Raw genomic sequence first — 26,058 nt, 5'->3', positions numbered from 1 at the left:
GTTGAAAAATAGTAATTTTAATGAAATATTTATTGGATGTTTGAAGTACTGCTTTCCCATATCGAAAACAAGGTTGATATCACGGACGAACAGAAGAACCTGATTCAGTCCTATTTTACCCTTAAAAAACTTCGCAGAAAACAGTATCTTCTTATGGAAGGAAATGTCTGCAAATCGTTGTCTTTTGTAAGCAAGGGGCTGCTGAAGTCTTATTTTCTGGATGAAAAAGGAAATGAGCACATCAATATGTTCGCCTTTGAGGGCTGGTGGATTTCAGATTTCAACAGTTTTATCAATCAGGAAAAATCTGTCCTGAATATTGATGCTATTGAAGAAACAGAAGTCCTGATGATTACCCTGGAAAACTATGAAAAAATGATGCTGGAAATTCCTATGATGGACCGCTATTTCAGAATTTTATATCAAAACAGCCTTGTGACAAAAGATTACAGACTCATTGTTTCCAATAGCTATACGGCTGAAGAAAAATATCTTCAACTGGTACAAAAGAATCCTGAAATGATCAAAAGAGTTCCACACAACCTTATTGCTTCTTATCTTGGTCTTGCTCCTGAAACCGTAAGCAGAATCCGTAAAAAGAATTTTATGAATAATCCTTGATCCAGATCAACCCAAATGCATGATCCACATCAATGGTAAAGCCTTCTGTCAGCCATAATTTTGTACAGGAAATTTTACAATACTTATGGAAAATATTGCATTGGTAGTTGGCGCTACCGGAATTACAGGAAGTAACCTTGCTGAAGAATTGATTGCACAAGGCTGGACAACATACGGATTATCCAGAAACCCGAACACTCCTATTGATGGTCTTCGTCCTATTAAAGCAGACCTGATGAATGAGCAGAACCTTGCAGAAGCACTGAAAGAGATCTCTCCCACTCATATCTACTTTACCACATGGATGCGCTACGACACAGAAGAAGAAAATATCCAGGTCAACAGCCTATTGGTGAGAAATCTGCTAAACGTTTTATCCCATAAAAAATCGGTTCAGCATGTGGCTTTGGTTACAGGGCTTAAACATTATCTGGGGCCATTTGAAGCTTATGCTAAAGAAAGCGTTTTACCGGAAACACCTGTCAGAGAAGAACATCCAAGACTTTCCCTTCCCAACTTTTATTACGCGCAGGAAGACGAAGTATATAAAGCTTCTGAAAGAGATGGTTTTACCTGGAGCATTCACAGGCCTCACACCGTAGTTGGATATGCCATAGGAAATCTTATGAATATCGGGACTACATTGGCTGTATACGCCAGCATCTGCAAAGAAACTGGAAGAAAGTTCATCTGGCCAGGTTCAGAGGCTCAATGGAACGGTGTTTCAGATGTGACTGATGCCAAAATACTGGCTAAACAATTGGTTTGGGCATCATCTACAGAATCTGCAAAAAACCAGTCTTTTAATATTGTTAACGGAGATGTTTTCCGATGGAAATGGCTTTGGAAAAAACTGGCGGTCTGGTTTGGTGTAGAAGCTGAAGGTTTCAACGGAACGATAAGACCTCTTGAAAAAGAACTGGAAAACGATCACGAAACCTGGACAGCCATTGCAGAAAAATATAATCTCAAAGAAAGTAATCTTAACCGTCTGTCGTCTGCATGGCATACTGACCTGGATCTGGGGAGACCTCTGGAAGTGATGTGTGATATGTCTAAAAGCAGAAAACTGGGCTTTACAGCTTACACAAGTACAGAAGACTCTTTTACACAGGTATTTGAAAGATTAAGATCAGAAAATATGATCCCATAACAGTAAGAAAACGCAAAGAGGCCGGAAAATCATAAATGATCGATAGATTCTCGCAGATGTTGTGATTAATCAACGATTCAGGATCACATTTTATCAGAGATAAAATCCTTGCGACTTAAAATCATCACATTGTAAAACCTTTCTTGCGACTTTGCGTTTTTCCAACAGTTAAATTATAGTGTAATTATGTTTTTTAGTAGTTAAAAGTTAGATCTCCGTAGTCGTTACCCCGAATTTCTTTTTGAAGGAAGAATAAAAGTGAGATAAATTCTCAAAACCCAGATCAAGATAAATATCTGAAGGCTTTTTATCTCTGTTCTTAATTAAATAGTACGCTTCTTTTAATCTTTTCTCTTTCAGCCATTGCTTGGGTGTCATTTCAAAAGTTTTGCTGAAATCTCTTTTAAATCCCGAAAGACTGCGTCCTGTAAGTCTTGCAAAAGCATCTACAGATACATTGAACATAAAGTTTTTGTTCATAAATTCTTTAAGATCAATCTTATGAGGTTCAGAAAAATCAAAAAGAAGATTCTTAACATCCGGATTACTCAGCAAAAGTAATTCAATAGCTTCCTTCACCTTTAATGCTGCTAACTTTGAGGGAATTTTCTTTGTTTTATTAATGTAAGGAATAAGAGAAGCAAAATAGCTCTTAAAAAAATCATCAGGTTCAAAAAATAACCGCTCATTACCACTAAAACCTGTATTTATGGTTATTTTATTTTCTGTAGCATACTGTCTCAGCGTTTCATCATCCAATGTAATGGAAACAAACTGATACTTTTCATGGCTCGAAGGATATTTGATCGTTCTGATCAGTTGGTTTTTTCTGACCATAACTACGGTATTTTCTTTAATCACCGTTTTACCATGCTCATGAAAAGCATGAGTCTCTCCTGATATCTGAAATCCCAGAAAATGATCCGGAATAAACTCCTCATGGCCTCTGTAAGATTCAAAGGCGCATGAATAAACCAGTTTGTCAAATATGATCTCAGAAATATTTTCCATCATGCAAATATCTGAAATTTAAGCAATAGCCTGTGCTCCTGCTTCTGCAATTTCCTTATCCTGCTCCGGGCTTCCTCCTGAAGAACCTATAGCACCAATAATTTTTCCTTCTGCATTTTGAAGGACAACACCACCTGCAATAGTCAAAAGCCCTTCATTTGAATTCAGCATACCATATCCATGGATGCCTGTTTCTGAGATAATACTTCCCATCATTTCAGTATTTACACCAAACATAGCGGCAGTTCTTGCTTTTTTAACGGCAAAATCAATCACTCCATAAACACTATCCAGTCTTGCTAATGCGATAAGGTGTCCGCCCATATCTACCACAGCAATAGTTACTGGAATATTTAGAGATAATGCTTTTTCCTTGGCTGTTTGCAAAGCCTTTTCGGCTGTTTTATAATTCAACTCCATGATATTAGCTTTTTGCGGTCCATGCCTCTGCCTGAAGCTGTTTTACAAACTCTTCGGTTTCCTTCGGATGAACATTTCTGAAGTTGCTGTTGTCATCTAAAGCTACATTTACAATCACTTCGGCCATAGACTGAGGATCAAGCTGATGTGCCAAAGATTCTGCTGCTCCGTCAAACGCTGATTCAGGAGTAAAGTTGATTTTCGGATCATACCAATGGAAAATAGAATCTACGCCTCTATCATTGAAACCTGTTCCAAATACACCTGGATTACAAGTTGCAATTTTGATATTGAACGGAGCTAACTCAGTTCTCAATCCTTCTGCAATAGACTCCAAAGCATGTTTTGAAGAGCAATAAGCAGCAACATAAGGAACGGTCCATAAACCTCCCATCGAAGACGTGAAAATAATCTTTCCACTTTTCTTTTCTACAAACCTTTTGATAAAACCTTGTGCAAGGTTCAATGCACCAAATACATTCACTTCAAACATAGAACGGATAATATCTACGGGCTGTTCAGCAATCGGACCGCCTTCCATAATTCCGGCATTGCTGATGAGAATGTCAATATCACCATATTTCTTTACAATATAGTCTACATCTCTTTGGCTTGTTACATCCAGTTTGTCGACAGTCAGATCAACTCCCTGTTCTTTAGCTTCACGGATTAAATCACTCATTTGAGGATAGACCTGAGCTGTAGCGATTATTTTGTGTCCTTTTTTAGCAAGATCAAAAGCTACTATCTTTCCAAATCCACTTGCTGCCCCTGTAATTAAAATTGTTTTACTCATTGTATTCTTTTTTAATGATGTACAAATTTCAAAGATTTTAAGAAGGTCAATATTGCCTGAAAGTTCATTTTCATATTGCTGAAAAGCTCAAAAAGTGCATCAGAAAAGATTTTTTTTAGAAAAATTCTCTTTTTTGCATCATAAAAAATTAGGATTATCGTTAGGTTTGTAAGCTTTACAACACAACTAATAACTAATATATGCTTAAAATTAAAACACTTTTTTTAATTTTTATCACATCTACTTCTTTTAGCTTTGCTCAAAACTGCAATTGTGAAAGTAATTATCAGTGGGTAAAAAAGACTTTTGAAGAAAATGATGCCGGATATCAGTATGTGATTGATAAAAAAGGTCTTCCCGCTTATCAGGCTCATAATGATGACTTTCTGAAAAGAATCAAAAATGCAAAATCCGATACAGAATGTTATCAGACAATTTATGACTGGCTTAAATTCTTCAGATCCGGTCATTTTTCAGTTTCAAAAATAGAAAATAAAGCTACCGAAGCCCCGCCACCAGTTAGTGAAAATACCAAAACAGAATTGGTGAAAATAGATCTTGAAAAGTTCAAAAAAGAAGCTGCATCTAAAAATGATTCAGATATTGAAGGAATTTGGTAAGTTGAGCCCTATACAATAGGTATTAAAAAGTTTGGGGAAGTCTATAAAGGTTTTATCATACAATCCGCAGCCGAAAACTGGAAACCTAATGAATTAAAGCTGACTTTCAACAACGATAAAACCAAAGGAACCTATTATCTGAGAAATAAAACCGGACAGGAAATTCACGATATGAGACTTGTAGGAAAAAACTATCTTGAAATCAATGACTTTACCCTGAAAAGAGTTTCCCCGAAATTTGAAAAAGAAGAAGGAATTGAAACGTATTATGAGGCTATTATGGCACAAAAACCGTTCCTGAAGCAGCTTAATAAGACTACACTGCTTTTGAGAATCCCTTCATTTAATGGTGCTTTGAAAAAAGATATTGACAGCGTTATTACAGCCAATAAATCAAAAATTGAAAGTACAGAAAATCTAATTATTGATATCAGATATAATGGTGGTGGAAGTGATAACAGTTTTGCCAAAATTATTCCTTATCTCTACACAAACCCTATCCGAAGTGTAAGAACACAGCTTTATTCTACAAAACTGAATAATCAGAGAATGCTTGATTTCTATGACAACTATCAGAAATATGGTATGCAGGCAGATGAAAGAGAATATCTGAAGAAAGCTTATGACAAACTCAGCAAGAACTTAGGCAAATTTGTAAGCCTTCAGGATGATGGAAAAATTGTAGGAATCACCAAAATGGATAAAATTTCACCATATCCAAAGAATGTAGGAATCATCATTAATAACGGAAACGGAAGTACTGCAGAAGAATTTTTACTGGCTGCTAAACAAAGTAAAAAAGTAAAGCTTTTCGGAACCACTACTGCCGGAGTTCTGGATATCTCCAATATGTATTTTGTAAATTCCCCTTGTAACGAGTTTAAACTGGGTTATGCACTCTCCAAAAGCTTTCGTATTCCTGATATGGCCATTGACGAAAAAGGTATTCAACCCGATTATTTCATAGACAAAACTATTCCGGATTATCAATGGATTGACTTCGTAAATGACGTGTTGAATGAAAAATAATCGATAGAAGCTGTTTCGAATCGGAACAGCTTTTTTTATGCCTTCAATCTTTCCTGTATCATTTTCCATCAATAGAAATGGACCATTATCCTGGGCGTAGTCGGAGAAAGCCTGTTTAATAAAAGAAATTTCATTACCGGCTTTGGCCTGAATTTATTATGAATGATCATTCAAACATAATAGATCCTGTTATTAGATTTCATACCACAAAAATTAAAAAATAAACACTTTATTGTAAATTGGTTAAGTTTTTGAAGCTAATTCTATAAACCAATTACACCATTGAAATTAATCACATTTACAAAAAAAGGCATTTACTGTCCCCAGGGAAAATTTTATATAGATCCCTGGAGACCCGTAGAGATGGCTGTTATCACCCATGGTCATGCTGATCATGCCCGCTGGGGAATGAAAAAATACCTTTGTCACCATTTTACCAAACCTATTCTTTACCAGAGAATTGGACCAGATATCGAATGCCAGAGCGTAGAATATGGAGAAGTGATTACCATCAATGGAGTAAAACTTTCACTTCACCCTGCCGGACATATCATTGGTTCTGCTCAGATAAAGCTTGAATATAAAGGCTATGTAACTGTCATTTCAGGAGATTATAAAGTTCAGGATGATGGGTTAAGTACTCCTTTCGAACTGGTAAAATGCAATGAATTTGTGACAGAAAGCACCTTTGGACTGCCTATTTACAACTGGCTGGAAGTTCCGGACTTAAATAAAAAACTCCAGAACTGGGTTCTGAAAAATAAAGAAAACAATAAAACTTCTGTATTCATAGGGTATTCTTTAGGAAAAGCCCAGCGTATCATGAAAGCAGTGGAAGATTTAGGGAAAATATATGTTCATTATTCTATCGGAAAGCTTAATGAAGCCTTTGAAACAGTAGGAATTGAACTTCCTGAATATACCATTGCGGATTTCAGAGAACGTCCGAAAGAAATGGAGCACGAAATTGTGATTGTACCACCTGCTTTGCTCGACAGTAATATCATCAAAAAGATTCCAGATCCGGCCACGGCCATATGTTCCGGCTGGATGCAGGTACGTGGTGCCAGAAGATGGCGAAGCGCGGACGCAGGATTTGCGATGAGTGATCATGCAGACTGGAAAGGGCTGTTACAAACGGTAAAAGCAACTGAAGCAGAGCTGGTTCATGTTACTCATGGACAGACAGAAGTTTTTTCAAAATATCTTAATGAAACAGGAATTAAAGCAGATGTTGTAGAAACACTTTACGGTGAAGATGAAGAAGAATCTGAAAAAGAAATCTCACAAAATCCGGAATCATGAGACATTTTGCAGACCTTATCAACGCGTTGGAAACAACCAATAAAACCAATGCTAAAATTGATGCCATCATTGACTATCTTGAGCGTGCTCCTGATGAAGATAAAGTATGGTTTATCGCTTTATTTACCGGCAAAAGACCTAAGAGAAATGTCAATACCAATTACATGAAAGAATGGGCCCTGGAAATCACAAAACTTCCTTATTGGCTGTTTCAGGAATCCTATTCTTCGGTAGGAGATCTTGGAGAAACTCTATCATTAATTCTTCCGCCTCCAGAGGAAAAAATTGAACGTTCATTATCAGAATGGATGAATGATATCGTGAGTCTGAAAGGCAAAACAGATGCAGAAAAAAAAGAATTTATACTGCAGTCCTGGAATGGGCTGGATTATACCGAGCGATTGAATTTCAATAAATTAATTGGCGGAAGCTTCCGGATTGGAGTTTCAGATAAAACATTAATCAATGCACTGACAAAATTTTCAGGGCAGGAACCGAGTGCTTTGATGCACAGTTTAATGGGAAAATGGCAGCCGGAAGAAGTTTCCTTCAAAGAACTTATTGATGCCGAAAATGTAAACCCTGACAACTCAAAACCATACCCTTTCTGCCTTGCCTATCCTTTGGAAAAAGAGACTAAAGAACTGGGAAATCCTGATGAATGGCTGGTAGAATACAAATGGGACGGAATACGCGGGCAAATCATCAGGAGAAACGATGAAGTGTTCATCTGGTCAAGAGGTGAAGAACTCGTCACAGAACAATTTCCGGAAATTGCAGACGCCATAAAAGCCATGAAAGGTAACTTTGTACTGGATGGAGAAATACTTGCAGTAAACGATGGTAAAGTTTTAAATTTTAATGAATTACAAAAGAGATTAAACAGGAAAACTTTAACTAAAAAAATGCTCTCAGAAATACCTATAGAAGTCTTTGTCTATGACTTACTGGAACTGGAAGACAACGATCTGAGAGAAAAACCCATCTCCGCAAGAAGAGCTTTACTTGAAGAATTATTACTGAATGAGAACCCTGAACGCATCAGCATTTCCAAAAGTCTGGATTTTGAAAAATGGGAAGAACTGAATTTGCTTCGTGAAAATTCAAGAGATGTAAACAGCGAAGGTTTGATGTTAAAACAAAAAAATTCACCTTACCATTCCGGACGGAAAAAAGGTGACTGGTGGAAGTGGAAAATCAATCCTTTTACCATTGATGCCGTTCTGATCTATGCCCAGAAAGGAAGCGGCAGGCGAAGTGCTTATTACACAGATTATAGTTTTGCTGTGAAAAACGGAGATAGCCTGGTGACCATTGCCAAAGCCTACTCAGGATTAACAGATAAAGAAATCATGGAGGTGAGCCGATTTGTTACCAAAAATGCCATCGAGAAATTCGGTCCTGTAAGAACGGTAAAAGCAGAACTGGTCTTTGAAATTGCTTTTGAAGGTATAGGTTTCAGCAATCGTCATAAAAGTGGTGTAGCTCTACGATTTCCAAGAATTGTAAGATGGAGGAAAGACAAAACCGTAGACGAAATTGATGATTTGGAAGAAATAAAAAAATTAATACAATAGATTTTAAAACAATGTCGCAAGATATTTTTATTAATACTATTTTCGTTCGCAAAGACACTACGTTCAGCGATAGTAAGAATTGTCTTTACTGAGTGAAACGTCCTTGCGATCGAAAATTAAACAATATCACATAAATTCTTAGCCCCTTTTGCGTTAAAACAAAATAAAAAATAAAATTGGCAGCTTTCGAACATACCAACGGACTAAAGATCATTCAGCAATGGATGACGGATAAAGGTATTGCCCCTTTCAGATTTCAGCTGGAAACCTGGAAAAAATTTGGAAACGGATACAGCGGAATGGTGGTTGCTCCTACGGGTTTTGGAAAAACTTTTTCTGTTTTTTTAGCCTTAATTTCAGATTTTCTGAATCATCCTGAACAATATAAAAAAGGATTAAAAATGATCTGGATCACGCCACTCCGATCTTTGTCCAAAGATATTGCAAAAGCGATGCAGGAAGCCATTGATGAAATCGGGCTTGATTGGGCTGTAGGCGTAAGAAACGGAGATACGGATCCGAAAGTTAGACAACAGCAGGTAAAAAAGATGCCTGAAATTCTTGTTGTAACTCCTGAAAGCCTTCATCTGCTTCTGGCACAAAAAAATAATGAAACATTTTTCCGGGATATGAAATGTGTAGCAGTGGATGAATGGCATGAATTATTGGGTTCAAAGCGTGGTGTCATGGTAGAACTTGGTATCTCTCAGCTTAAAAAATATGTTCCGAAGATCAAAATATGGGGAATCACCGCAACCATCGGAAATCTGGATGAAGCCATGGAAGTGCTTATCCCGTATGATATTAAAAAGATAAAAATTACAGCCAAAGAACATAAGAAAATAGATATTCTGCCGGTATTCCCGGATGAAATCGAGATATTGCCATGGGCAGGACATCTGGGAAACAAACTTGCAGATAAAGTTGTTCCTATTATTCTGGAATCAAAATCTACTATTGTATTTACGAATACCAGAAGTCAGAGTGAAATGTGGTACCAGCTTTTACTCGATGCTTATCCTGATTTTGCAGGTCAGATCGCTATCCATCACAGTTCCATTGATGCTCATTTAAGAATCTGGATTGAAGAAAATTTAAGTTCAGGAAAATTAAAAGCTGTGGTTTCCACATCATCTTTAGACCTCGGAATTGATTTTAAACCTGTAGACACAGTTATTCAAATTGGTTCTGCCAAAGGCGTTGCACGCTTTCTTCAAAGAGCCGGACGTAGTGGCCACTCTCCTTTTGAAACTTCAAAAATCTATTGTGTTCCCACCCATTCTTTGGAACTGATCGAGGTTTCAGCTCTAAAAGAAGCTGTAAAACAGAAAGTGGTTGAGCCCAGAGAGCCACAGGTTTTATGTTTCGATGTGCTGGTTCAGTTTCTGATGACATTGGCGGTTGGAGATGGCTTTTATCCTGATGAACTGTACCCAAGAATTAAAAAAGTATATGCCTTTCAGGAAATGCTGGATGAAGAATGGAAAAGCATCCTGGAATTTCTTACGATTGGCGGTAGTGTGTTGAAAAGCTATGAAGAGTTTCATAAAATCGTCATTATGGAAGATGGTCTTTATAAAGTAACTTCAAGAAAAATCGCTATGCTCCACCGGATGAATATGGGTGTGATTGTGAGTGATGCCATGTTGAAGGTAAAATTTATTTCCGGTGGCTATATCGGAATGATTGAAGAATATTTTATTTCAAAATTAAAAAAAGAAGAAAAATTTATTCTGGCCGGACGTACACTGGAAGTTGTTATCATTAAAGATATGACGGTATATGTAAGAGCAGCTAAAGGAAGAGCCCTGGTTCCGAGCTATCTTGGCGGAAGGCTTCCTTTGAGCTCCAATCTGGGGCATTTTCTTAGAGAAAAACTGTCACATGCCTTAAATCCGAAAGCTTCGGAAAAAGAGCTTAAATTTTTACACCCACTTTTAAAGAACCAGGAAAAAAACTCCCATATTCCAAAAGAAGATGAGTTTCTGGTGGAATTGATCAAAAACCGTGAAGGATATCATTTGTTTATGTATCCTTTTGAAGGACGTCTGGTTCATGAAGTAATGGCAGCTCTGATTGCCTATCGGATCTCGAAACTGGCTCCAATATCCTTTTCTATGGCGATGAATGATTATGGATTTGAACTGTTCAGTGATAAAGAAATTCCTTTAAATGAAGACAATCTTCAACAGATTTTAAGCAGAGAGAATCTGATGAATGATGTGATCGCAAGTATCAATTCTGCGGAAATGGCAAGGAGAAAATTTAGGGATATTGCAGTGATTTCAGGAATGGTAATTCAAAATTATGCCGGGCAACAACGTTCTAACAAATCATTACAGAGTTCTGCCGGACTGATTTTTAAAGTATTGGAAGACCATGATTCCAATCATTTTTTAATAAAACAGGCGTATACAGAAGTTTTTAATATGCAACTTCAGGAACAGCGGCTTGTAGAAGCTTTTAAAAGAATTGAAAAATCTGAAATTATTTTAAAATATTCCCGATCATTTACTCCGTTAAGTTTTCCTATTAAAGTAGACAGTTTACGACAAACGCTTTCAAGTGAAGGACTGGATGCGAGAATTAAAAGAATGCTGAAACTGTCTGATATAAGTGATATTTGATGATTAATTCAATATTTTTCTCAATAAATCCACGCTATTTTAAATCTTATTCATTACCTAATATTCTACGTTAATTTTCTTGATAAGTTTAAATAATCATCGTAACTTAGAGTATACCTTCTTAGAAGTTGAAATAAAATTTAAAAATGGAAAAATTGTTCTTAGTCCGTCACGGACAGTCACTCTGGAATCTGGAAAACAGATTTACAGGGTGGAAAGATATCGATATAACTGAAACCGGTATTGAAGAAGCAAAAAAAGCAGGTATTGCGCTGAGAGGAGAAAGAATAGATATAGCATTCACTTCTGCCCTGATCAGAGCCCAACATACCCTCTCTGTCATTCTGGATGAAATAGGAAATCCGGATATTCCTGTCGTTAAAGATAAAGCATTAAATGAACGTTCTTACGGAAATCTGGAAGGGCTCAACAAAGCAGAAACGGCTCTGAAATATGGTGATGAACAGGTTCATACCTGGCGCAGATCATTTGATGTAGTTCCACCAGGTGGAGAAAGCCTTAAAGATACTTACAACAGAGTAATCCCTTATTTTGAAAGCCAGATAAGGCCGTTGCTGAAACAAGGGGAAAATGTATTAATTGTAGCGCATGGCAACAGTCTACGAGCGCTTATCATGTATCTGGAACATCTTTCTCCTGAAGAAATTTTAGAAAGAGAAATTGCTACTGGTTTTCCACTGACTTATATTTTTGATGAGAAATTTCATGTAAGCAGGAAAGTTAGCTGATGTGGTTTAAATAGATTAACTTTAAACCTTCAATTTTCAATTTATTAAGTGTTGATAGCAACTAAAAATATTTCCATCCAAAACGAAAGTTTCATTCTCACCAACCAGCGGGCAGCATTCTGGCAAAAAGAAAAAGCCTTGATTCTATCTGATCTGCATATTGGAAAAACCGCTCATTTTCGTAAAAACGGCATTGCACTGGCCAATCATATTATGAAAAGTGATATGGAAAGATTGTCAGCGCTGATTGCATATTTTCAGCCTGAAAAATTTATTGTAGTCGGAGATCTACTTCATGCCGGAGACAATTCTGATGTAGATGAATTCTGCAGGTGGAAAAATCAGTATCCAGATATGAAGTTTTATCTTATTGAGGGAAATCATGACCGGATCTCAAAACCTCTGGAAGAAAAGTTATGCTTTAATTATAAATCTGAATTACTTGAAATAGAAGGCATCACTTTTATTCATGATTTTGATGCAACAGCATCCGGATTCCAGATTACCGGACATATCCACCCAGGAATTGTGCTGAATTCTGCTGTTAAAAACATCAGACTTCCATGTTTTGCTCTCAGCAACAATCAATTATTATTACCTGCTTTCAGCGAATTCACAGGACTAGATACAAAAAACCTGCCTAAGAAAAGTACATTTTTTGTATTTACAGATGAAGAAATTTATGAAATATGATCACTTAAGGTGTTAACTCCAGGGGATTTTCATATTTTTTATTCTCTTTTCTTTCTTTTTCTCTTTTCTTCAATATTTCCTGTCCTTTTATAATGGTAGTTCCATAACTAGCAAGTACACCTGCTGCATTCGTTTCAGCATTGCTTTGTGCCTGTTTTAATTTTGCCTGTGTGGTTTCTGCAGCTCTGGTGTATCTGCTTTTCTTCATATTGATTCGTTTATTTTTTAATTGAGAGTTAGACATAGATTTTACCAATTCAAAATCATAATCTCCTTTTTCATCGGTGATTTTTATGATTAAACCAGGTAATCCACTGAATTTCATTGGCCCGTACGGAAACGGAATTTCAGGAGCATACCATGCAATCCAGTTTCTTCCTTTAAAGGTAACTTCCGCTTTTTTACAATTAATCGTATTGATTACTTTAGTTTCATTTATAAGCTTCCAGTTCTTTATCACGGGTTCTTTATAGGTGAACAATGACATGAAAACTGAATCAAAATATTGTATGTTTTCATGAGTTTGTATAATGGTAAAGTTAAAGTCTGTTTTTGGAATTACCGTTCCTTTTTTCCAACCCAGTGTTATACTTCCATCCGGATTATTTGTTGTTGTTCCTGAGTTTGCCATTACTGAATCTCCTTTAAGTGATACTGTATTTGCAAAAAATGCACAATTATCACCTATTTGTAACAAAAATTGGTCTTCATATTTGTTATCTGTTCGCGTATCAAATTTGGCTCTTAACATATATGTGAACTCACCACGTAAAGTATCTTGTTTGTATGATTGGGTATAGGATAAAACACTATACAACAGAATGAATAGTTGAAGTAACTTTTTATGGCAATCCATAGGCGAGGTTTTCATTTTTAAATAGCACTTATAATCAAATATCTTCTACTATAAGTGCTTCAATTTACATTAATTAAGGTTAGCTGCAAGATGTTTAGGATCAGAGCTGGAAAAGATAGGTGTTTTACAGTTAATAGCTTCAACCCTTTCACGCCATTCTGTTGCTTGTTGTGGTGTCCAGCCCTGAGTCGTCATAGCTGTTATACCGCAAGAAGTTTCGGCAATCCAAACTTGACCTGCTTTTACCGCTTTAAGTTCGTTTCGGGATAATTTTTTTAAATTTTTCATTATTTGTGTTTTTAAATTTGAATATAAATGTACACAATAATTCACCTCAGAAATGAATTATTATTTTATGTTAAATAATTGATTTTCAATAATTTAAATTAATACAATTTAAATAACGAAGTCTATTCTATAATCAGAAAATTGTAATTTTATACATGCTACATAATCAGAATTAAAGAGATTTTTTTAAACTGAAAATATTTTAAGAAAAAATAAAAGGCAGATAAAAACCTGCCTTTATAAAACCATCATTTACATGCCTCTAACATCCTGGTTTGTAGTTTTCGCTATGAAGCATAGCTTAGAAATTATTATAAAAACGATTCGTGAAATCTTAATTTTTCTTGCTTAAACGAATACTGTAGACTGTAATCAATACCGTAACCAACAGAAATAAAGCACCTATCCATGGCGTACTTGCCAAACCTAAGGAAGAGGTAACAATCATTCCTCCAGCATAAGATCCGATTGCAATACCGATATTAAAAGCCGCAATATTGATCCCTGAAGCTACATCCTCAGTTCCCGAAACTTCTTTTTCAGCAATCTGTACCACCAATAACTGAAGTCCGGGAACAGAAGCAAATGATAAAGCTCCTAAAAGAAAAAGAGTAATGATGCTTAAAACCGGACTGCTTACTGTAAAATAAAACGCAAGCAATACCAATCCCTGTGCTGCAAACATCCATAAAAGAGCTTTCAGAGGATTTTTATTCGCAACTTTCCCACCAATGAGGTTTCCTAAAGCAATGGCAATTCCATAAATCAAAAGGATAAAAGTGACCGTAGATTCCTGAAATCCCGTAATTTTCTGTAAAATAGGTGACAGATAGGTAAATACTACAAACGTACCTCCATACCCCATCGCAGTCATTAAAAAAGCAAAAATCAAACGTCTGTTTCCCAATACTTTAAACTGACTCTTTAAAGATGTGGTTTTCCCATTTTTAAGGTTATTTGGAACTAATAACAAACTGGCTATCAACCCTATAATTCCAAGGATTGAAACCCCTATGAAAGTTGCTCTCCATCCGAAATGCTGTCCTATAAATGTTCCCAGTGGAACTCCTGTTACAATCGCAAGAGTAAGTCCGGCAAACATAATAGAAATGGCTGTGGCTCTCTTCTCTTCAGAGACGAGCGAAGCTGCAATGGTAGAACCTATGGAAAAATAAACTCCATGGGCCAACCCCGTAAGTATTCTTGCCAGAACTAATGTTATAAAGCTGGGAGCTATAGACGCCAGTCCGTTTCCAATAACAAATAACATCATAATGGAAACCAGAAGCATTTTGCGTGGTACTTTCCCTGTTAATGCCGTTAATATCGGTGCTCCGATTGCCACTCCTATCGCATAGAGACTAACCAGCAGCCCTGCGGAAGGTATGGTAATTCCCAGGTCTGAGGCTACGGTAGGAAGCAGCCCTACAATAACAAATTCTGTAGTTCCTATTCCGAAAGCACTTATTGTTAATGCCCATAAAGCTGCAGGAAGACCTTTTTTAGCGGTCTGTGTTGCAGGATTGATTTGTATTTCTTTTTGAAAGTTCATTGTCTTGTAATTTGTTGAGATTGACAAGGCAAAGTTCTGACGAATATTTATATTATAAAAATTATTTAAATTGTATAAAAGTATCAGAATAATGATAGTTTTATTTTACATTTAAAATGTGTTCCTTTGTAAAATAATCATCAGTTTTAATGAAGAAATCAGAAGCAACCCGTCTTACCATTCTCCAGAAAGCTTTCGAATTGATCTATGTGAAAGGTTTTCAGACTACAAGCATTGATGAAATTATCGCAACGACTCAGGTGACGAAGGGTGCTTTTTATTATCATTTTAAAACCAAGGATGATATGGGACTCGCTATTATTACGGATCTGATGAAGCCCAATTTCAGAAAGATTTTCATAAACTCTCTTCAAAACAGTCAGAATCCTTTAGACAGTATTTATGATATCATGTTCCATTTACTGATTGAAAACGACTTTTTAAAAGTGGAATATGGCTGCCCTACTTCAAATTTCGTACAGCAAATGGCACCATGGCATCATGCTTTTACACAGGCTTTGCATGAACTTTCAAAAGAATGGGAACAGGCTCTTGCAGAAAGTATTGAGAAAGGTAAAGAAGCAGGAATCATCAACAAAGAAGTAAATGCAAAAGAAGTAAGTGTTTTTGTTATTTCAGGCTATTGGGGAATAAGAAATCTGGGTAAGTTAGAAAATTCAAAAGAAGTATATTTTATTTATTTAAAAGGACTTAAGTCTTATTTCAACACGCTTCAATAATTTTTTCTCAAAAAACATACTAATTAGTATGTTTTTATTTTACCTTTGTTGTGTTCAAAAAAAAACGATGTATCAAACCCTTACTTTTTTACATTCCCTCACCCGATGGTTGGTCTTAATAAGCTTGATTTATGCAATTTATCGTTCTTTCAAAGGATATTCTTCCAACAGAAAATTTACAGGAGCAGATAACAAGGTAAGGCACTGGACTGCAACGATAGCTCATATTCAGCTGGCCATAGGAATGATATTTTATTTTAAAAGCCCGGTGATCCAATACTTCTGGAAAAATTTTAACGAAGCCAAAGACTCTTTGGAACATGTATTTTTCGGACTAATCCATATTTCGCTGATGATTACAGCCATTATTATCATCACGATCGGCTCTGCATTAGCCAAAAGACAACCATCGGATAAAGAACAATTTAAGACAATGGGACTCTGGTTTTCTATCGCATTGATTATTATTTTCATTGCCATTCCGTGGCCTTTTTCTCCTTTTGCAAACAGACCTTATTTCAGATAATTATGATCAATTTATTTAAAACAAAAATCGGCCGGCTTAGGATTCTGGCTATTTTGGAAGGAATTTCCTTACTGATTCTGATATTTATTGCAGTCCCTATGAAATACTGGATGGACAATCCTTTATGGGTAAGACTCATTGGCCCTGTGCACGGAACATTATTCCTACTCTTCCTGTTCAATACACTGAGTGTGGGCGTAGAGCAGAACTGGAAATTTAAAGAAATAACATGGAAGGTAATTTTGGCCTGCTTTATTCTGTTTGGTACTTTTTATATTGATAAAAAAATTCTGAGCAAGCTATGAAAATTCTTTTTATATTCTGTGGAATAGCTCTTATTCTGTATGTTGTCTACAAAGTATACAGATTCCAGACTTTAGATAACGGTTTGCCGGAACTCCTTAAAAAAGGAGCTGTTATTTTGGATGTAAGAACGGAAAAGGAATATCAAACAGGGCATATACAAGGTTCTGTGAATATTTCTTTAGGAACAATCAGAGAACGCTATACTGAATTAGATCCCCAAAAAACATATATCACAGTGTGTTCTCACGGACTCAGAAGTGTAAAAGCGGAGAATATCCTGAAAGAAAGAGGCTTTAAACATATCTACAACGGAGGTGCCTGGACCGATCTCCAGCAAACGATTCATCCATAAGCAATGAATCTCTTCCGCACATTATTGACAGAAGAGATTCAATTTTTTAAAGAGTTTTATCAGTAAGCCAAACTACTTTTTGTTCTGACGAATGTTCCTGCCCAATGATATCCCTGTATAATTCTGATCTTCTTGCTTTGATGTAACGATATCCTCCCGCCTGAGTAAGTTTTTCAGGAGTAATGACAGCTGATTCAAAACCGTCTTCCCATGAACGGCATTCTGCAATCACATCCCCGAAGGGATCTATAATCATGGAACATCCGTTTTTAAGCTGGTCATCATCCATACCAATCGGGTTTGAAAAAACAATATAAGCTCCGTTATCATAAGCTCTGGACGGAAGCCATTTCATCAGCCAGTCCCGGCCCTTCATTCCATTAAATTCCAGACGTAAAGAGGTAGGATCTGCTACCCTGTTTTTCCAAAGCTGAGGATCCACAAAACCTGCTCCGGGCCTTGTAGAAGGCGTACACATCGTAACATGTGGCATAAAAATAATCTTTGCACCCAAAAGTCGTGTAGCCCTTACATTTTCAATAATGTTGTTATCATAACAGATGAGAATTCCACATTTCCATCCCATAATATCAAAAACACAATATTCATTGCCTGGTGTAAGATGAGGATTGATGAAAGGATGCAGTTTCCGGTATTTAGCCTTCAGTCCTGTTTTATCTACACAAACATAAGCCTTGAAGAGGTTATCATGTTCATCTTTCTCAAACAATCCGGCCAATATGGTGATATTATATTGAGTAGAAATCTCCTGTAGTCTTTTAATACTCTCACCGTCCGGAATAAGTTCTGCAATATCAAGAAGCTGTTCTCTGGAAAGCTTTCGGGCAAAAGTATAGCCTGTAATCGAACATTCATGGAAGGCAATTACATGAGAACCTTTGGATGCTGCCTCTCCAGCTAATTTTTCTATAACGGATAGATTATAAGTTTTATCACCACTTTTGTTTTCAAATTGTGCCGTCGAAATTTTAATATTCATATTTTTTTAAGCAAAACTAGGTTGTGTTACTTATTAAAAATTGTATAAAACCGTCATACCGGCTTAAAGCTCAATAAAATTAACCGCCATTTTATTTTCTGTATTCAGATATTGCTTGGGAGTAAGCCCGATATTTCTTTTAAACTCCCTGATCAGATGAGACTGATCAGAATATCCCGCTTCGTAAGAAAGTGTGGTCATATTGTTATCATCAATCCCATTATTCATAAGGCTTAAAAAGTAATGAAGACGGATAATATTTCCGTATTTTTTGGGAGACATTCCCATATAATATTCAAACTTTCGCTCTAAATGACGCTCTGAATAACCGGTAAAATGCTGCAAATCTTTGGAAGATACTGAACCTTTATTGTGAAGAAGATATTGCTGTGTAGCTGTTATTAAATGATAATCTGTACTCATTCGTTCGGATAGAAAACGGGTAAAAAAGATATTCAGATCATTGATTGTGGCTAAAGGATTCTCTTTATTAAACAATTTCTCCTGAAACATTTCAAGCTTATTTTTCAAAACATCTTCCACGGAAATTATCTGATTGCGAATTTCTTTGGCGGAAGTTTTGAAAAGAATATTCAAAAAATATGGTTGAAATACTATGGCCATAAGAGAGAATTTACCTTTTGAAAAGAAATCCCTGTAACCGTTTAATGTACCATAGAAAAAGGAAAGTGGCATCCGGTCCTCAGAAATACCGGAATACAGATTCATGTCTCCGGATAGTATCAATCCGGAACTTCCGTCTGTAAAGAGCCTTAAACTTTTTATATCCTCCCGGGAATTTTCCAAAAAGATATAATGTCTGATATAAGAAGCCAGGTGTTTGGGAGGCGAAATCTGCATTCATCAAATTTACAGAAAACTTATGGGCAGAAAAAGACAATATCTGAATTTAAGAGATGTAAAATCAAATATTTAATTCTCTTGGAGAATTTAATTATGCAGATATATACAATCATCTGCGAAATCTGTATGATCTGCAAAAGATAGAAATTGATGAAATACTTGCATCTTATATAGTATTAAAAATTATTCTGCTTCTTTGTGATTTCAAAAAAAAAACTAAAAGAAATCCATGTAAGATACCACATTTTATCCTCTTTTGGTCAGGTATTTGAATCTTATACTACTTACCAATCACTAAAATATAAGAATATGTCAACAGAAAACCTTACCCACCTGGAAGCGATCAAAAAGATCAAAGAATTGTCAGAAAATGCAAGAATATGTATGTTCTGTACGGAACTGGAAACCACTCCCATCAATTCAAGACCCATGACCCTGCAGGAAACAGACGACAGCGGAAATCTATGGTTCATAAGCAGTGGTACCAGTAACAAAAATTTTGAGATAAAAGAAGACCGTAGAGTACAACTGTTTTTTATGAACAACAGCGATTCCCAATATCTTTCCGTTTACGGAAAAGCTTCTGTTTATAAAGATAAAGCAACGATCGAAGATAAATGGTCTCCTCTGGCTAAAGCCTGGTTTGACGGAAAAGATGACCCAAATGTTACCATTATCCGCGTAGAACCTAAAGAAACCTATTATTGGGATACCAAAGCGGGGAAACTGGTAAGCCTTTTCAGTTTTGTAGCTTCTGCCATAACCGGAAACAAAACCAATAATTCTGACGGTGTTGAGGGAAATGCAACGATTTAAAAAGTCCGGAATAAAAAAATCTCTCGCAGATGTTGCAAATTAAGCAGATTTCTATGTAATTATCTGCGTAATCTGTATAATCTGCGAGATAAAAAACGGCTCAAGAAATTGAGCCGTTTATACCAGATTAATGAAATTCTAATTTTTCACATCCTCCATAGACGCTCCAAAATTAATATGAAGAACATTCCCGTTGGGAGTTACTAAAGCTGGTACAGATTTTACACCCGCTTTTTCAGCATCTTCAATTTTGCTTTTGTCATCACCTAAATGGATAATCTCAACATTTTCCGAACCTATAAGGCTAACAATATCATGTTCTGCACTGATACATACAGGGCATCCTGCATGATAAAAAATGGATTTTTTCATAGGATTGTACTAGTTAATAAGCGTTGCAATAATATTTTTTAATTCTTTGGTTTCTTTTTCGTGTAAAGGTTTTAAAGGACTTCTCAAATTTCCGCCATCTTCACCCAGAATATTGAGACCAGATTTCACCGCTCTTGGCAATCCTTTGTTCACAATAAATTTTAAAAGATCAAACTGCTGATAGAAAATTATTTTTGCTTTCTCAAGATCACCTTCCTCCACTGCATTATAAAGACTGATATTCAATTCAGGAATGAGATTGGGAGCTGCAGTGCACCAGCCTCTCGCTCCCGCAGAAAATGCAGCCAGAGCCAAAGGATTTGAACCGTTATAGAATGCAACCTCTTCTCCAAGTTCCCGCCTTAGATAATGCATTCTCTGGATGTCTCCCGTACTTTCTTTGATCATCGTTACATTGGGAATTTCAAGCAGCCTTTTCAGCAAAGCCGGAGACATGTCTACTCCACTTGTTGCCGGATTATTGTACGCCATAATCGGAATGGAAATCTTACGGGCAACGGCATCATAATGCGCTACAATTTCATCATCCGTCAGCTTCCAGTAACTCATCGGGATAATCATTACCGCATCTGCTCCAGCTTTTTCTGCGAACTGGGCATGGTGAATTGTTTTTTCTGTTGTAAGATTAGAAACCCCTACCAATGTCGGAATTCTACCTTTTACCTGCTGTAAAGTAGCTTCAGTAACTTCTTCTTTTTCTTCGTCAGACAGATAAGGCATGACTCCTGTACTTCCCAATGGAGCGATACCATGGCTTCCGGAAGTGATCAGTCTTTCTACCAAATGCTTGAAAAGCGGAATATCTACTTTTTCGTTTTTATCAAAAGGGGTTATAGGATAGGCTATAATCCCTTTGAATGGTACATTTTTCATGTTTTTTGTTTAAAAGTTTAAAATATTGATATTAGAGGTCTCTTCCTTCTTCCTCTCTCAAAGCGACTCCTAAGTTCTGCAGCTGAGGAGCATTTTCACAAGCGATATATTTGGCAGGTTCGGTATCGCTCAGATTCTGGTGTTTATGCCAGGCCCAGGAAGGAATATATACAGCATCACCAGCTTCCCAATATACTCTCTCATCCTCTACTTCTGTCCAGCCTTTTCCTTCAATTACAAATAATACGGTTTCATAAGTATGGCGGTGTCTGTTGGTTTGCTGCCCGGGAGTTAAACCTCCAATCGTCATACTGACATTCTTACTCGGAAGATCTACAAAGAAAACAGGATGCTTTCTTTCTGTTGAAAACTGATTATGCTCTCCAGCATTTTCTACATTTTTATGAATCAAATGGCTTGGTTTTACATACTTAGGTCTTGCAAAAGTTTCGTGGAAATCTTTAGAACTGAATTGTTTCTTATCCATGATTTTAAAATTATTATGGTTTTGTGCTTTATTGCATGACAAAATTATCCTATATTTGGACTGTTTAAATGATTCAGTTTTTACATAAATAGATAGTCCAGATGTTACGGCCTTGGAAATTGGAATTAGAAATTGATAAAAAGCTTGATAAAGCAGTTTATCTACAGATTGCGGATACTATTATCACTGATATTCGTACAGGAAGATTAAAAGCAGGGGATGCCCTTCCCGGAAGCCGAAACCTTGCCCAAACGTTAAAAATAAACAGAAACACTGTTGTAGAAGCCTATCAGGTGTTGATCAATGAAGAATGGGTAATTTCAAAGGAAAGAAAAGGTATTTTCGTGTCAGAAAAGCTTCCTGTCTTACATGAAAAAAATGCAAATGCATTGCAGGATTCTAAAAATCTACAGGTCTTGCCTAATGGAATTTTAATTAATTTCGATGACGGGCATCCCGATAGTAAAATTGCACCTGTAACAGAATTGGCAAGAGCTTATAGGCAAATTTTCAGTATTAAAGCCAAATGGCAGATGATGGGTTACGGAGATGAACATGGAGATTTGGATTTTAGAAAAATGATCTCTCAGATGCTTAATCATCAGCGCGGAATGCATATTCTTGAAAACGAAATTTCTATCACCCGAGGCAGTCAGATGGGTATGTTCCTTACTGCTCAGAGTCTTTTAAGTCCTGGTGATATGGTTGTTGTGGAAGATCCCGGCTATCAGCCTGCATGGCAAGCGTTTCAGTATGCGGGAGCACAGCTTTTGTCTGTACCTGTAGATAATGAAGGAATCAGTGTCGAGGCTGTTGAAAAGCTTTTAAAACAACATCGAAATATAAAAGCATTATACATTACTCCTCACAGGCAATATCCTACTACCGTTACACTAAGCCTTGCAAGAAGATTAAAACTGATTGAGTTATCAAATCAGTACAATATGACCATCATTGAAGATGATTATGATAATGAGTTTCACTTCGGATATCGTCCTATTCTCCCGATTTCAAGTTTTCCCGAACTGCACAATTATGTGTATATCGGAACTTTAAGTAAGGTGGTAGCTCCCGCTTTGAGGATTGGTTATCTGACCACTAAAAATCAGGAACTGCTGAAAAGAATTGGTGATCTGAGAAAGATTATTGATGTGCATGGAGATGTCATCATGGAACAGGCAGTTCTTCAGCTCATTAAAGAAGGTGCTATAAAAAAGCACATCAGAAAAGCAACCGTTCATTATAAGAACAAAAGAGATTTTGTTTTTGAATTGTTGAAGAAAAACATGAAAGATATTGCTGATTTTACACTACCCGAAGGTGGTCTGGCTTTTTGGATAGTTCCTAAAGTACAATTGGATTGGGATGTGGTAACAACTTTATTACTGGAAAAAAATATTAAGATTATTCATCCTAAACAATATAGTCAAAATAATGTAAATGGATTCAGATTAAGCTATGGAGCGCTTTCCGAAGAACAGCTGAAACAAAGTATTCCTTTGATTGCTGAGATTTTTTCAAGGTTTATGATCAAAGATAACGTTGAATTATAATGGAAAATAATTATACCCCGGTTTTTATCCCTCGCAGATTTTACAGATTACACAGATTTTTATGCTCGGTGTAATCTGTCAGATCTGTCAGATTTTTATGCAAAAAACATTAAATGATTATGAAAACCTACTCTACTTCAAAAACTGCCTGAATCTCTACTGAAGAACCTACAGGGATAGAAGAAGCCCCTAAAGTTGCTCTTGCATGTTTTCCTTTTTCCCCGAAGACTTCAACCGCAAGATCGGAAGCAATATTCATCAGATCTGCATGTTTTGTATAATCATCCTTGGTATTGAAGATTCCTGTAAGCTGAACACATTGTTTTACTTTGCTCAAATCTCCTCCAACCGCTTCATTTAACACTGAAATCACGTTCAGCATGGTTACTTTTGTAGCATCTTTCACCTGTTGCTCATTTACTTCAACACCTAATTTTCCCGGATTGAAAATTTTCCCGTCTTTTAAAGCAACCTGATTGATAAATACCAGATTTCCGGAACGTACAAACGGCTGATAATTTCCTGCCGGTTTTGGAACCTGTGGAAGTGTAATATTTTTCTGCTTCAATATTTCATTGAAATTCTGGTGATTTTCAGCAGCAGCTATTGTTTTCTTAGGATGAGTATCCTTTAACGCCAGTGCTATTTTTGCGAAATTTCTTCCCTGAAGTTCAGCAATATTTCGTTCTCCTTTCGTTGGTCTTTCCACATCTTTTAATGAAGCCATGCTGGTAACTCCCAAAACCGTATTCCCCTGTGGAATAGATTTGTTCAGCTCTTCTGTTCCACGAATTCCATTAGATACCAATACCATCCCGTGCACAGCAAGACTGTTCCAAAAGGCCTGAAGAGCAAGCTCTTTTCCTGCTCCGCTTCCCGCTGACATAAAAACAGTGGCAGGAACTCCTTCCAAAGCGTGATTAGTCCACAACGGAACGGTTTTCGATAAAAACTCACTCATCCCCGTACTGATATTCCCGAAATAAACCGGTGAACCAAAAGCAATTCCATCATACGAGGTTAGTTCATCTACAGTTGCTACAGGAAGATTTTTCAGGGTTGGATTTTGTGAGGCCTTGACTAATTTGATATACGGAACTGCATTATTTTCAATTTCCATTCCTTTGGCTATTTCTTTAGCCAGTTCGTAAGTTCCACCATTATCGGAATGGATAAGAACCAATATTTTAGCTTTATTTTGTGCCATGATGTAAGTGTTATTAGATAATAAAATTAAAATAAAAAAAAGACATAGTTTTTTCATTCTGAATAAGATATAAATTATATTTTGGATTAATCATGTAGCTATTACATTGATAATACAAAATTACTACTGTCGTTTTTATTAAATTTGCCAAAATATACATACAAAACGACATATGAAATGTGGACTGATTGAAAAAACGGAAAGCCAGTTTGTAGATTCTATAGAAAAAGAAGCTTATGTGTGGTGCGAAAAAAACTGGAAACATGATGATTATGAACACAGGCATACCCGTGCCCAGCTTACATTTGTGGAAGAAGGTTATCAGTATTTTCATATTGACAGGAAAATTTATCTTGTCCCACAATATCATGTCATCTGGATTCCTTCAGGAAGGGCCCACAAAATTACCTCAGAGGCACAAACCGTTAATCTGATGGTATTTCTTTTCAAATCTGTTTTTGAAGATGAATTTTATCAGAATGTTCAGGTATTTGCTGTTCCACCTGTTTTGAAAGAAATGCTTTTGTATGCCTCAAAATGGAACCAATCTCTGAATGAAAATGAAGAACAGGATATCTTCTTTAGAGCTATTTTAAAAAGTCTTCCTAATTTCTGCAGGGAAAGCAGCGGTCTAGAAATCCCTGTACCAACTGACACCAGACTGATTCCCGTGTGCAATGATATTAATTCCAATTTTAAATATAATCTGGATATTGTTTCTTTAGCCGAAAAAGCACAAATGTCTGTGAGAAGTCTCCAGAGAATTTTTAAAAATGAAACAGGAATTACGTTACAGAAATACCTCCAGCTAACCCGAATTTTAAAAAGCATTGAGTTAATTGATACCCAACAATATACTTTGAGTGAAGTAGCTTATAAAGTAGGTTACCAAAGCCTGTCAGCATTCACAGCATCATATTTTGCGATTATGCAGACAAAGCCAAAGATGAATAAAAATCAAGGGGTTTCATCATGAGCCATATCAACGGGTTTTGATTCCGGAGAACCTTTTTCGCGGAGCCATATAGAGAGAAGAACAAGAGAAGCTACTGCCAGGAATTCACTCTGCCAGTTTTGAAAAGATTCAAACCAGAATCTTGATTCTGAAATATATTGAATGGCCGTTATAGCAGCATTTCCTTTTATCATCTGTTCATCATTGAAATCCTTAAGACTTCCATAAAAATGTAAAATAAAACTTGCCAGAAAGAGAATGGCAAAAGCGAGTGATAAAGAGTGTTTGTAGAGTTTCAGCCATATGCCTCCTTTTTTAACAGGCCACGGTGCTTTTGGGTGTGGTACGGGTTCTTTATCAACATCTTCGTCCTCTGTCATAGATTTTGATTCACTAGAGCCTTTTTGCCTCAGGGAAATCGTTAATAAAACATACAGCATCATCTGTAGGAATTCGCTTTCCCAATTTTCAAAAGTTGCCTGTATAAAATGCCCGCTATGGATGTATTCACCAATCTTTAAAGCAGGCTGTCCGTTTTCAATAAGTTCTTTATTTTCTGTTTTCCAGCCCATAAATAACTGTCCTGCAAGAAAAATAATCATCAGGATAATGAGAACAATACTTAAGCTGTTGCGATACAGGAAGCTGTTGCGTGACATATTTCGGAGTTTAAAGGTTAGAGTTCAGGG

The 26,058-nt window shown here is 36.4% G+C and carries 29 protein-coding genes; 16 read left to right on the top strand and 13 right to left on the bottom strand.

The features are described from left to right. Nucleotides 1-36: 36 nt before the first annotated feature. Nucleotides 37-621 (top strand): Crp/Fnr family transcriptional regulator, encoded by a 585-nt coding sequence (locus DEU39_RS04700; protein ID WP_120231107.1) that lies wholly within the window; start codon nt 37-39, stop codon nt 619-621. A gap of 85 nt (nt 622-706) precedes the next feature. After that, nucleotides 707-1,774, top strand: coding sequence for an SDR family oxidoreductase (locus DEU39_RS04695; RefSeq protein ID WP_120231106.1), 1,068 nt, complete (start codon nt 707-709; stop codon nt 1,772-1,774). Between the two features lie 207 nt (nt 1,775-1,981). Here DEU39_RS04695 and DEU39_RS04690 read toward each other — a convergent pair whose 3' ends face one another. Genes DEU39_RS04690 through DEU39_RS04680 form a run of 3 tightly spaced genes read right to left on the bottom strand, consistent with a single transcriptional unit; the run spans nt 1,982 to nt 4,001 of the window. Then, nucleotides 1,982-2,788, bottom strand: coding sequence for a helix-turn-helix domain-containing protein (locus tag DEU39_RS04690; protein ID WP_228436638.1), 807 nt, complete (start codon nt 2,786-2,788; stop codon nt 1,982-1,984). A 15-nt stretch (nt 2,789-2,803) separates the two neighbouring features. Next, nucleotides 2,804-3,205, bottom strand: coding sequence for a GlcG/HbpS family heme-binding protein (locus tag DEU39_RS04685; protein ID WP_120231104.1), 402 nt, complete (start codon nt 3,203-3,205; stop codon nt 2,804-2,806). A 4-nt stretch (nt 3,206-3,209) separates the two neighbouring features. Next, on the bottom strand, nt 3,210-4,001 hold the full coding sequence (locus DEU39_RS04680; RefSeq protein ID WP_120231103.1) for an SDR family oxidoreductase: 792 nt from the start codon (nt 3,999-4,001) through the stop codon (nt 3,210-3,212). A 200-nt stretch (nt 4,002-4,201) separates the two neighbouring features. Here DEU39_RS04680 and DEU39_RS24650 point away from each other — a divergent pair, with 200 nt between their 5' ends. From DEU39_RS24650 to pdeM, 7 genes are all read left to right on the top strand, one after another. Continuing rightward, on the top strand, nt 4,202-4,621 hold the full coding sequence (locus DEU39_RS24650) for a hypothetical protein (protein ID WP_228436636.1): 420 nt from the start codon (nt 4,202-4,204) through the stop codon (nt 4,619-4,621). A 171-nt stretch (nt 4,622-4,792) separates the two neighbouring features. After that, nucleotides 4,793-5,650: a S41 family peptidase gene (locus DEU39_RS24645; RefSeq protein WP_228436634.1), complete on the top strand. Its 858-nt coding sequence runs from the start codon at nt 4,793-4,795 to the stop codon at nt 5,648-5,650. A 282-nt stretch (nt 5,651-5,932) separates the two neighbouring features. Then, nucleotides 5,933-6,955, top strand: coding sequence for a ligase-associated DNA damage response exonuclease (locus tag DEU39_RS04670; RefSeq protein WP_120231102.1), 1,023 nt, complete (start codon nt 5,933-5,935; stop codon nt 6,953-6,955). Further along, nucleotides 6,952-8,532, top strand: coding sequence for an ATP-dependent DNA ligase (locus DEU39_RS04665; RefSeq protein ID WP_120231101.1), 1,581 nt, complete (start codon nt 6,952-6,954; stop codon nt 8,530-8,532). Before DEU39_RS04670 ends, DEU39_RS04665 begins: the two co-directional genes overlap by 4 nt. Before the next feature lie 176 nt (nt 8,533-8,708). Beyond that, nucleotides 8,709-11,159: a ligase-associated DNA damage response DEXH box helicase gene (locus tag DEU39_RS04660; RefSeq protein WP_120231100.1), complete on the top strand. Its 2,451-nt coding sequence runs from the start codon at nt 8,709-8,711 to the stop codon at nt 11,157-11,159. Nucleotides 11,160-11,305: 146 nt separating this feature from the next. After that, nucleotides 11,306-11,908 carry a 2,3-bisphosphoglycerate-dependent phosphoglycerate mutase gene (locus DEU39_RS04655; protein ID WP_062669619.1) on the top strand — a complete coding sequence of 201 codons (603 nt, stop codon included), beginning with the start codon at nt 11,306-11,308 and terminating at the stop codon, nt 11,906-11,908. 51 nt (nt 11,909-11,959) lie between these two features. Then, nucleotides 11,960-12,601 carry a ligase-associated DNA damage response endonuclease PdeM gene (gene pdeM / locus DEU39_RS04650; RefSeq protein WP_157885740.1) on the top strand — a complete coding sequence of 214 codons (642 nt, stop codon included), beginning with the start codon at nt 11,960-11,962 and terminating at the stop codon, nt 12,599-12,601. 4 nt (nt 12,602-12,605) lie between these two features. Here pdeM and DEU39_RS04645 read toward each other — a convergent pair whose 3' ends face one another. The 3 genes from DEU39_RS04645 to DEU39_RS04635 form a co-directional block, all read right to left on the bottom strand. Then, entirely contained in the window at nt 12,606-13,457 is an 852-nt protein-coding gene (locus DEU39_RS04645; protein WP_120232191.1) for a GLPGLI family protein, read from the bottom strand. Nucleotides 13,458-13,526: 69 nt separating this feature from the next. Next, nucleotides 13,527-13,745, bottom strand: coding sequence for a bacteriocin-like protein (locus DEU39_RS04640; RefSeq protein ID WP_120231099.1), 219 nt, complete (start codon nt 13,743-13,745; stop codon nt 13,527-13,529). 334 nt (nt 13,746-14,079) lie between these two features. After that, nucleotides 14,080-15,297 carry an MFS transporter gene (locus DEU39_RS04635; RefSeq protein ID WP_120231098.1) on the bottom strand — a complete coding sequence of 406 codons (1,218 nt, stop codon included), beginning with the start codon at nt 15,295-15,297 and terminating at the stop codon, nt 14,080-14,082. A 149-nt stretch (nt 15,298-15,446) separates the two neighbouring features. On the opposite strand from DEU39_RS04635, the gene DEU39_RS04630 reads away from it, so the two are divergent. The 4 genes from DEU39_RS04630 to DEU39_RS04615 all read left to right on the top strand — a co-directional run bounded on the left by DEU39_RS04630 (nt 15,447) and on the right by DEU39_RS04615 (nt 17,221). Then, complete coding sequence (locus DEU39_RS04630) at nt 15,447-16,037, top strand: TetR/AcrR family transcriptional regulator (RefSeq protein ID WP_120231097.1); 591 nt, start codon at nt 15,447-15,449, stop codon at nt 16,035-16,037. Between the two features lie 67 nt (nt 16,038-16,104). Next, the gene (locus DEU39_RS04625; RefSeq protein WP_120231096.1) at nt 16,105-16,563 is read left to right on the top strand and encodes a hypothetical protein; all 459 of its coding nucleotides are present in this window, start codon (nt 16,105-16,107) and stop codon (nt 16,561-16,563) included. A 2-nt stretch (nt 16,564-16,565) separates the two neighbouring features. Then, nucleotides 16,566-16,868, top strand: coding sequence for a DUF3817 domain-containing protein (locus DEU39_RS04620; protein WP_120231095.1), 303 nt, complete (start codon nt 16,566-16,568; stop codon nt 16,866-16,868). Next, the gene (locus tag DEU39_RS04615) at nt 16,865-17,221 is read left to right on the top strand and encodes a rhodanese-like domain-containing protein (RefSeq protein ID WP_120231094.1); all 357 of its coding nucleotides are present in this window, start codon (nt 16,865-16,867) and stop codon (nt 17,219-17,221) included. The genes DEU39_RS04620 and DEU39_RS04615 overlap by 4 nt, the downstream gene beginning before the upstream one ends. Before the next feature lie 46 nt (nt 17,222-17,267). On the opposite strand, the gene DEU39_RS04610 is transcribed toward DEU39_RS04615, so the two are convergent. Together DEU39_RS04610 and DEU39_RS04605 are read right to left on the bottom strand one after the other, a co-directional pair. Next, on the bottom strand, nt 17,268-18,221 hold the full coding sequence (locus DEU39_RS04610; RefSeq protein ID WP_120231093.1) for a nitrilase family protein: 954 nt from the start codon (nt 18,219-18,221) through the stop codon (nt 17,268-17,270). Nucleotides 18,222-18,284: 63 nt separating this feature from the next. Next, on the bottom strand, nt 18,285-19,082 hold the full coding sequence (locus DEU39_RS04605; protein ID WP_120231092.1) for a helix-turn-helix domain-containing protein: 798 nt from the start codon (nt 19,080-19,082) through the stop codon (nt 18,285-18,287). 312 nt (nt 19,083-19,394) lie between these two features. On the opposite strand from DEU39_RS04605, the gene DEU39_RS04600 reads away from it, so the two are divergent. Beyond that, nucleotides 19,395-19,901 (top strand): pyridoxamine 5'-phosphate oxidase family protein, encoded by a 507-nt coding sequence (locus DEU39_RS04600; RefSeq protein WP_062669636.1) that lies wholly within the window; start codon nt 19,395-19,397, stop codon nt 19,899-19,901. 138 nt (nt 19,902-20,039) lie between these two features. Here the strand turns inward: DEU39_RS04600 and DEU39_RS04595 are convergent, their stop codons facing one another. From DEU39_RS04595 to DEU39_RS04585, 3 genes are read right to left on the bottom strand one after another with little or no spacing between them, the layout of a single operon-like run. Further along, nucleotides 20,040-20,273, bottom strand: coding sequence for a thioredoxin family protein (locus tag DEU39_RS04595; protein ID WP_120231091.1), 234 nt, complete (start codon nt 20,271-20,273; stop codon nt 20,040-20,042). Between the two features lie 9 nt (nt 20,274-20,282). Then, complete coding sequence (locus DEU39_RS04590; protein WP_120231090.1) at nt 20,283-21,167, bottom strand: dihydrodipicolinate synthase family protein; 885 nt, start codon at nt 21,165-21,167, stop codon at nt 20,283-20,285. Between the two features lie 31 nt (nt 21,168-21,198). Beyond that, nucleotides 21,199-21,654 (bottom strand): cupin domain-containing protein, encoded by a 456-nt coding sequence (locus tag DEU39_RS04585; RefSeq protein ID WP_062669648.1) that lies wholly within the window; start codon nt 21,652-21,654, stop codon nt 21,199-21,201. Nucleotides 21,655-21,755: 101 nt separating this feature from the next. Here DEU39_RS04585 and DEU39_RS04580 point away from each other — a divergent pair, with 101 nt between their 5' ends. Then, nucleotides 21,756-23,207: a PLP-dependent aminotransferase family protein gene (locus DEU39_RS04580; protein WP_120231089.1), complete on the top strand. Its 1,452-nt coding sequence runs from the start codon at nt 21,756-21,758 to the stop codon at nt 23,205-23,207. A gap of 127 nt (nt 23,208-23,334) precedes the next feature. On the opposite strand, the gene DEU39_RS04575 is transcribed toward DEU39_RS04580, so the two are convergent. Further along, nucleotides 23,335-24,471, bottom strand: a complete 1,137-nt coding sequence (locus DEU39_RS04575; protein ID WP_120231088.1) for an Atu1372/SO_1960 family protein — start codon at nt 24,469-24,471, stop codon at nt 23,335-23,337. Between the two features lie 115 nt (nt 24,472-24,586). Here DEU39_RS04575 and DEU39_RS04570 point away from each other — a divergent pair, with 115 nt between their 5' ends. Further along, nucleotides 24,587-25,390 (top strand): AraC family transcriptional regulator, encoded by an 804-nt coding sequence (locus DEU39_RS04570; protein ID WP_062669654.1) that lies wholly within the window; start codon nt 24,587-24,589, stop codon nt 25,388-25,390. Here the strand turns inward: DEU39_RS04570 and DEU39_RS04565 are convergent. Then, nucleotides 25,372-26,028, bottom strand: a complete 657-nt coding sequence (locus tag DEU39_RS04565; RefSeq protein WP_120231087.1) for a DUF6766 family protein — start codon at nt 26,026-26,028, stop codon at nt 25,372-25,374. The genes DEU39_RS04570 and DEU39_RS04565 overlap by 19 nt on opposite strands. Nucleotides 26,029-26,058: the final 30 nt, after the last annotated feature.

The organism is Chryseobacterium sp. AG363 (assembly GCF_003610675.1).
Taxonomy (GTDB): domain Bacteria; phylum Bacteroidota; class Bacteroidia; order Flavobacteriales; family Weeksellaceae; genus Chryseobacterium; species Chryseobacterium cucumeris.
Note: the sequence above shows the minus strand (reverse complement) of the source record. Positions and strands in the feature narration are given on the sequence as shown.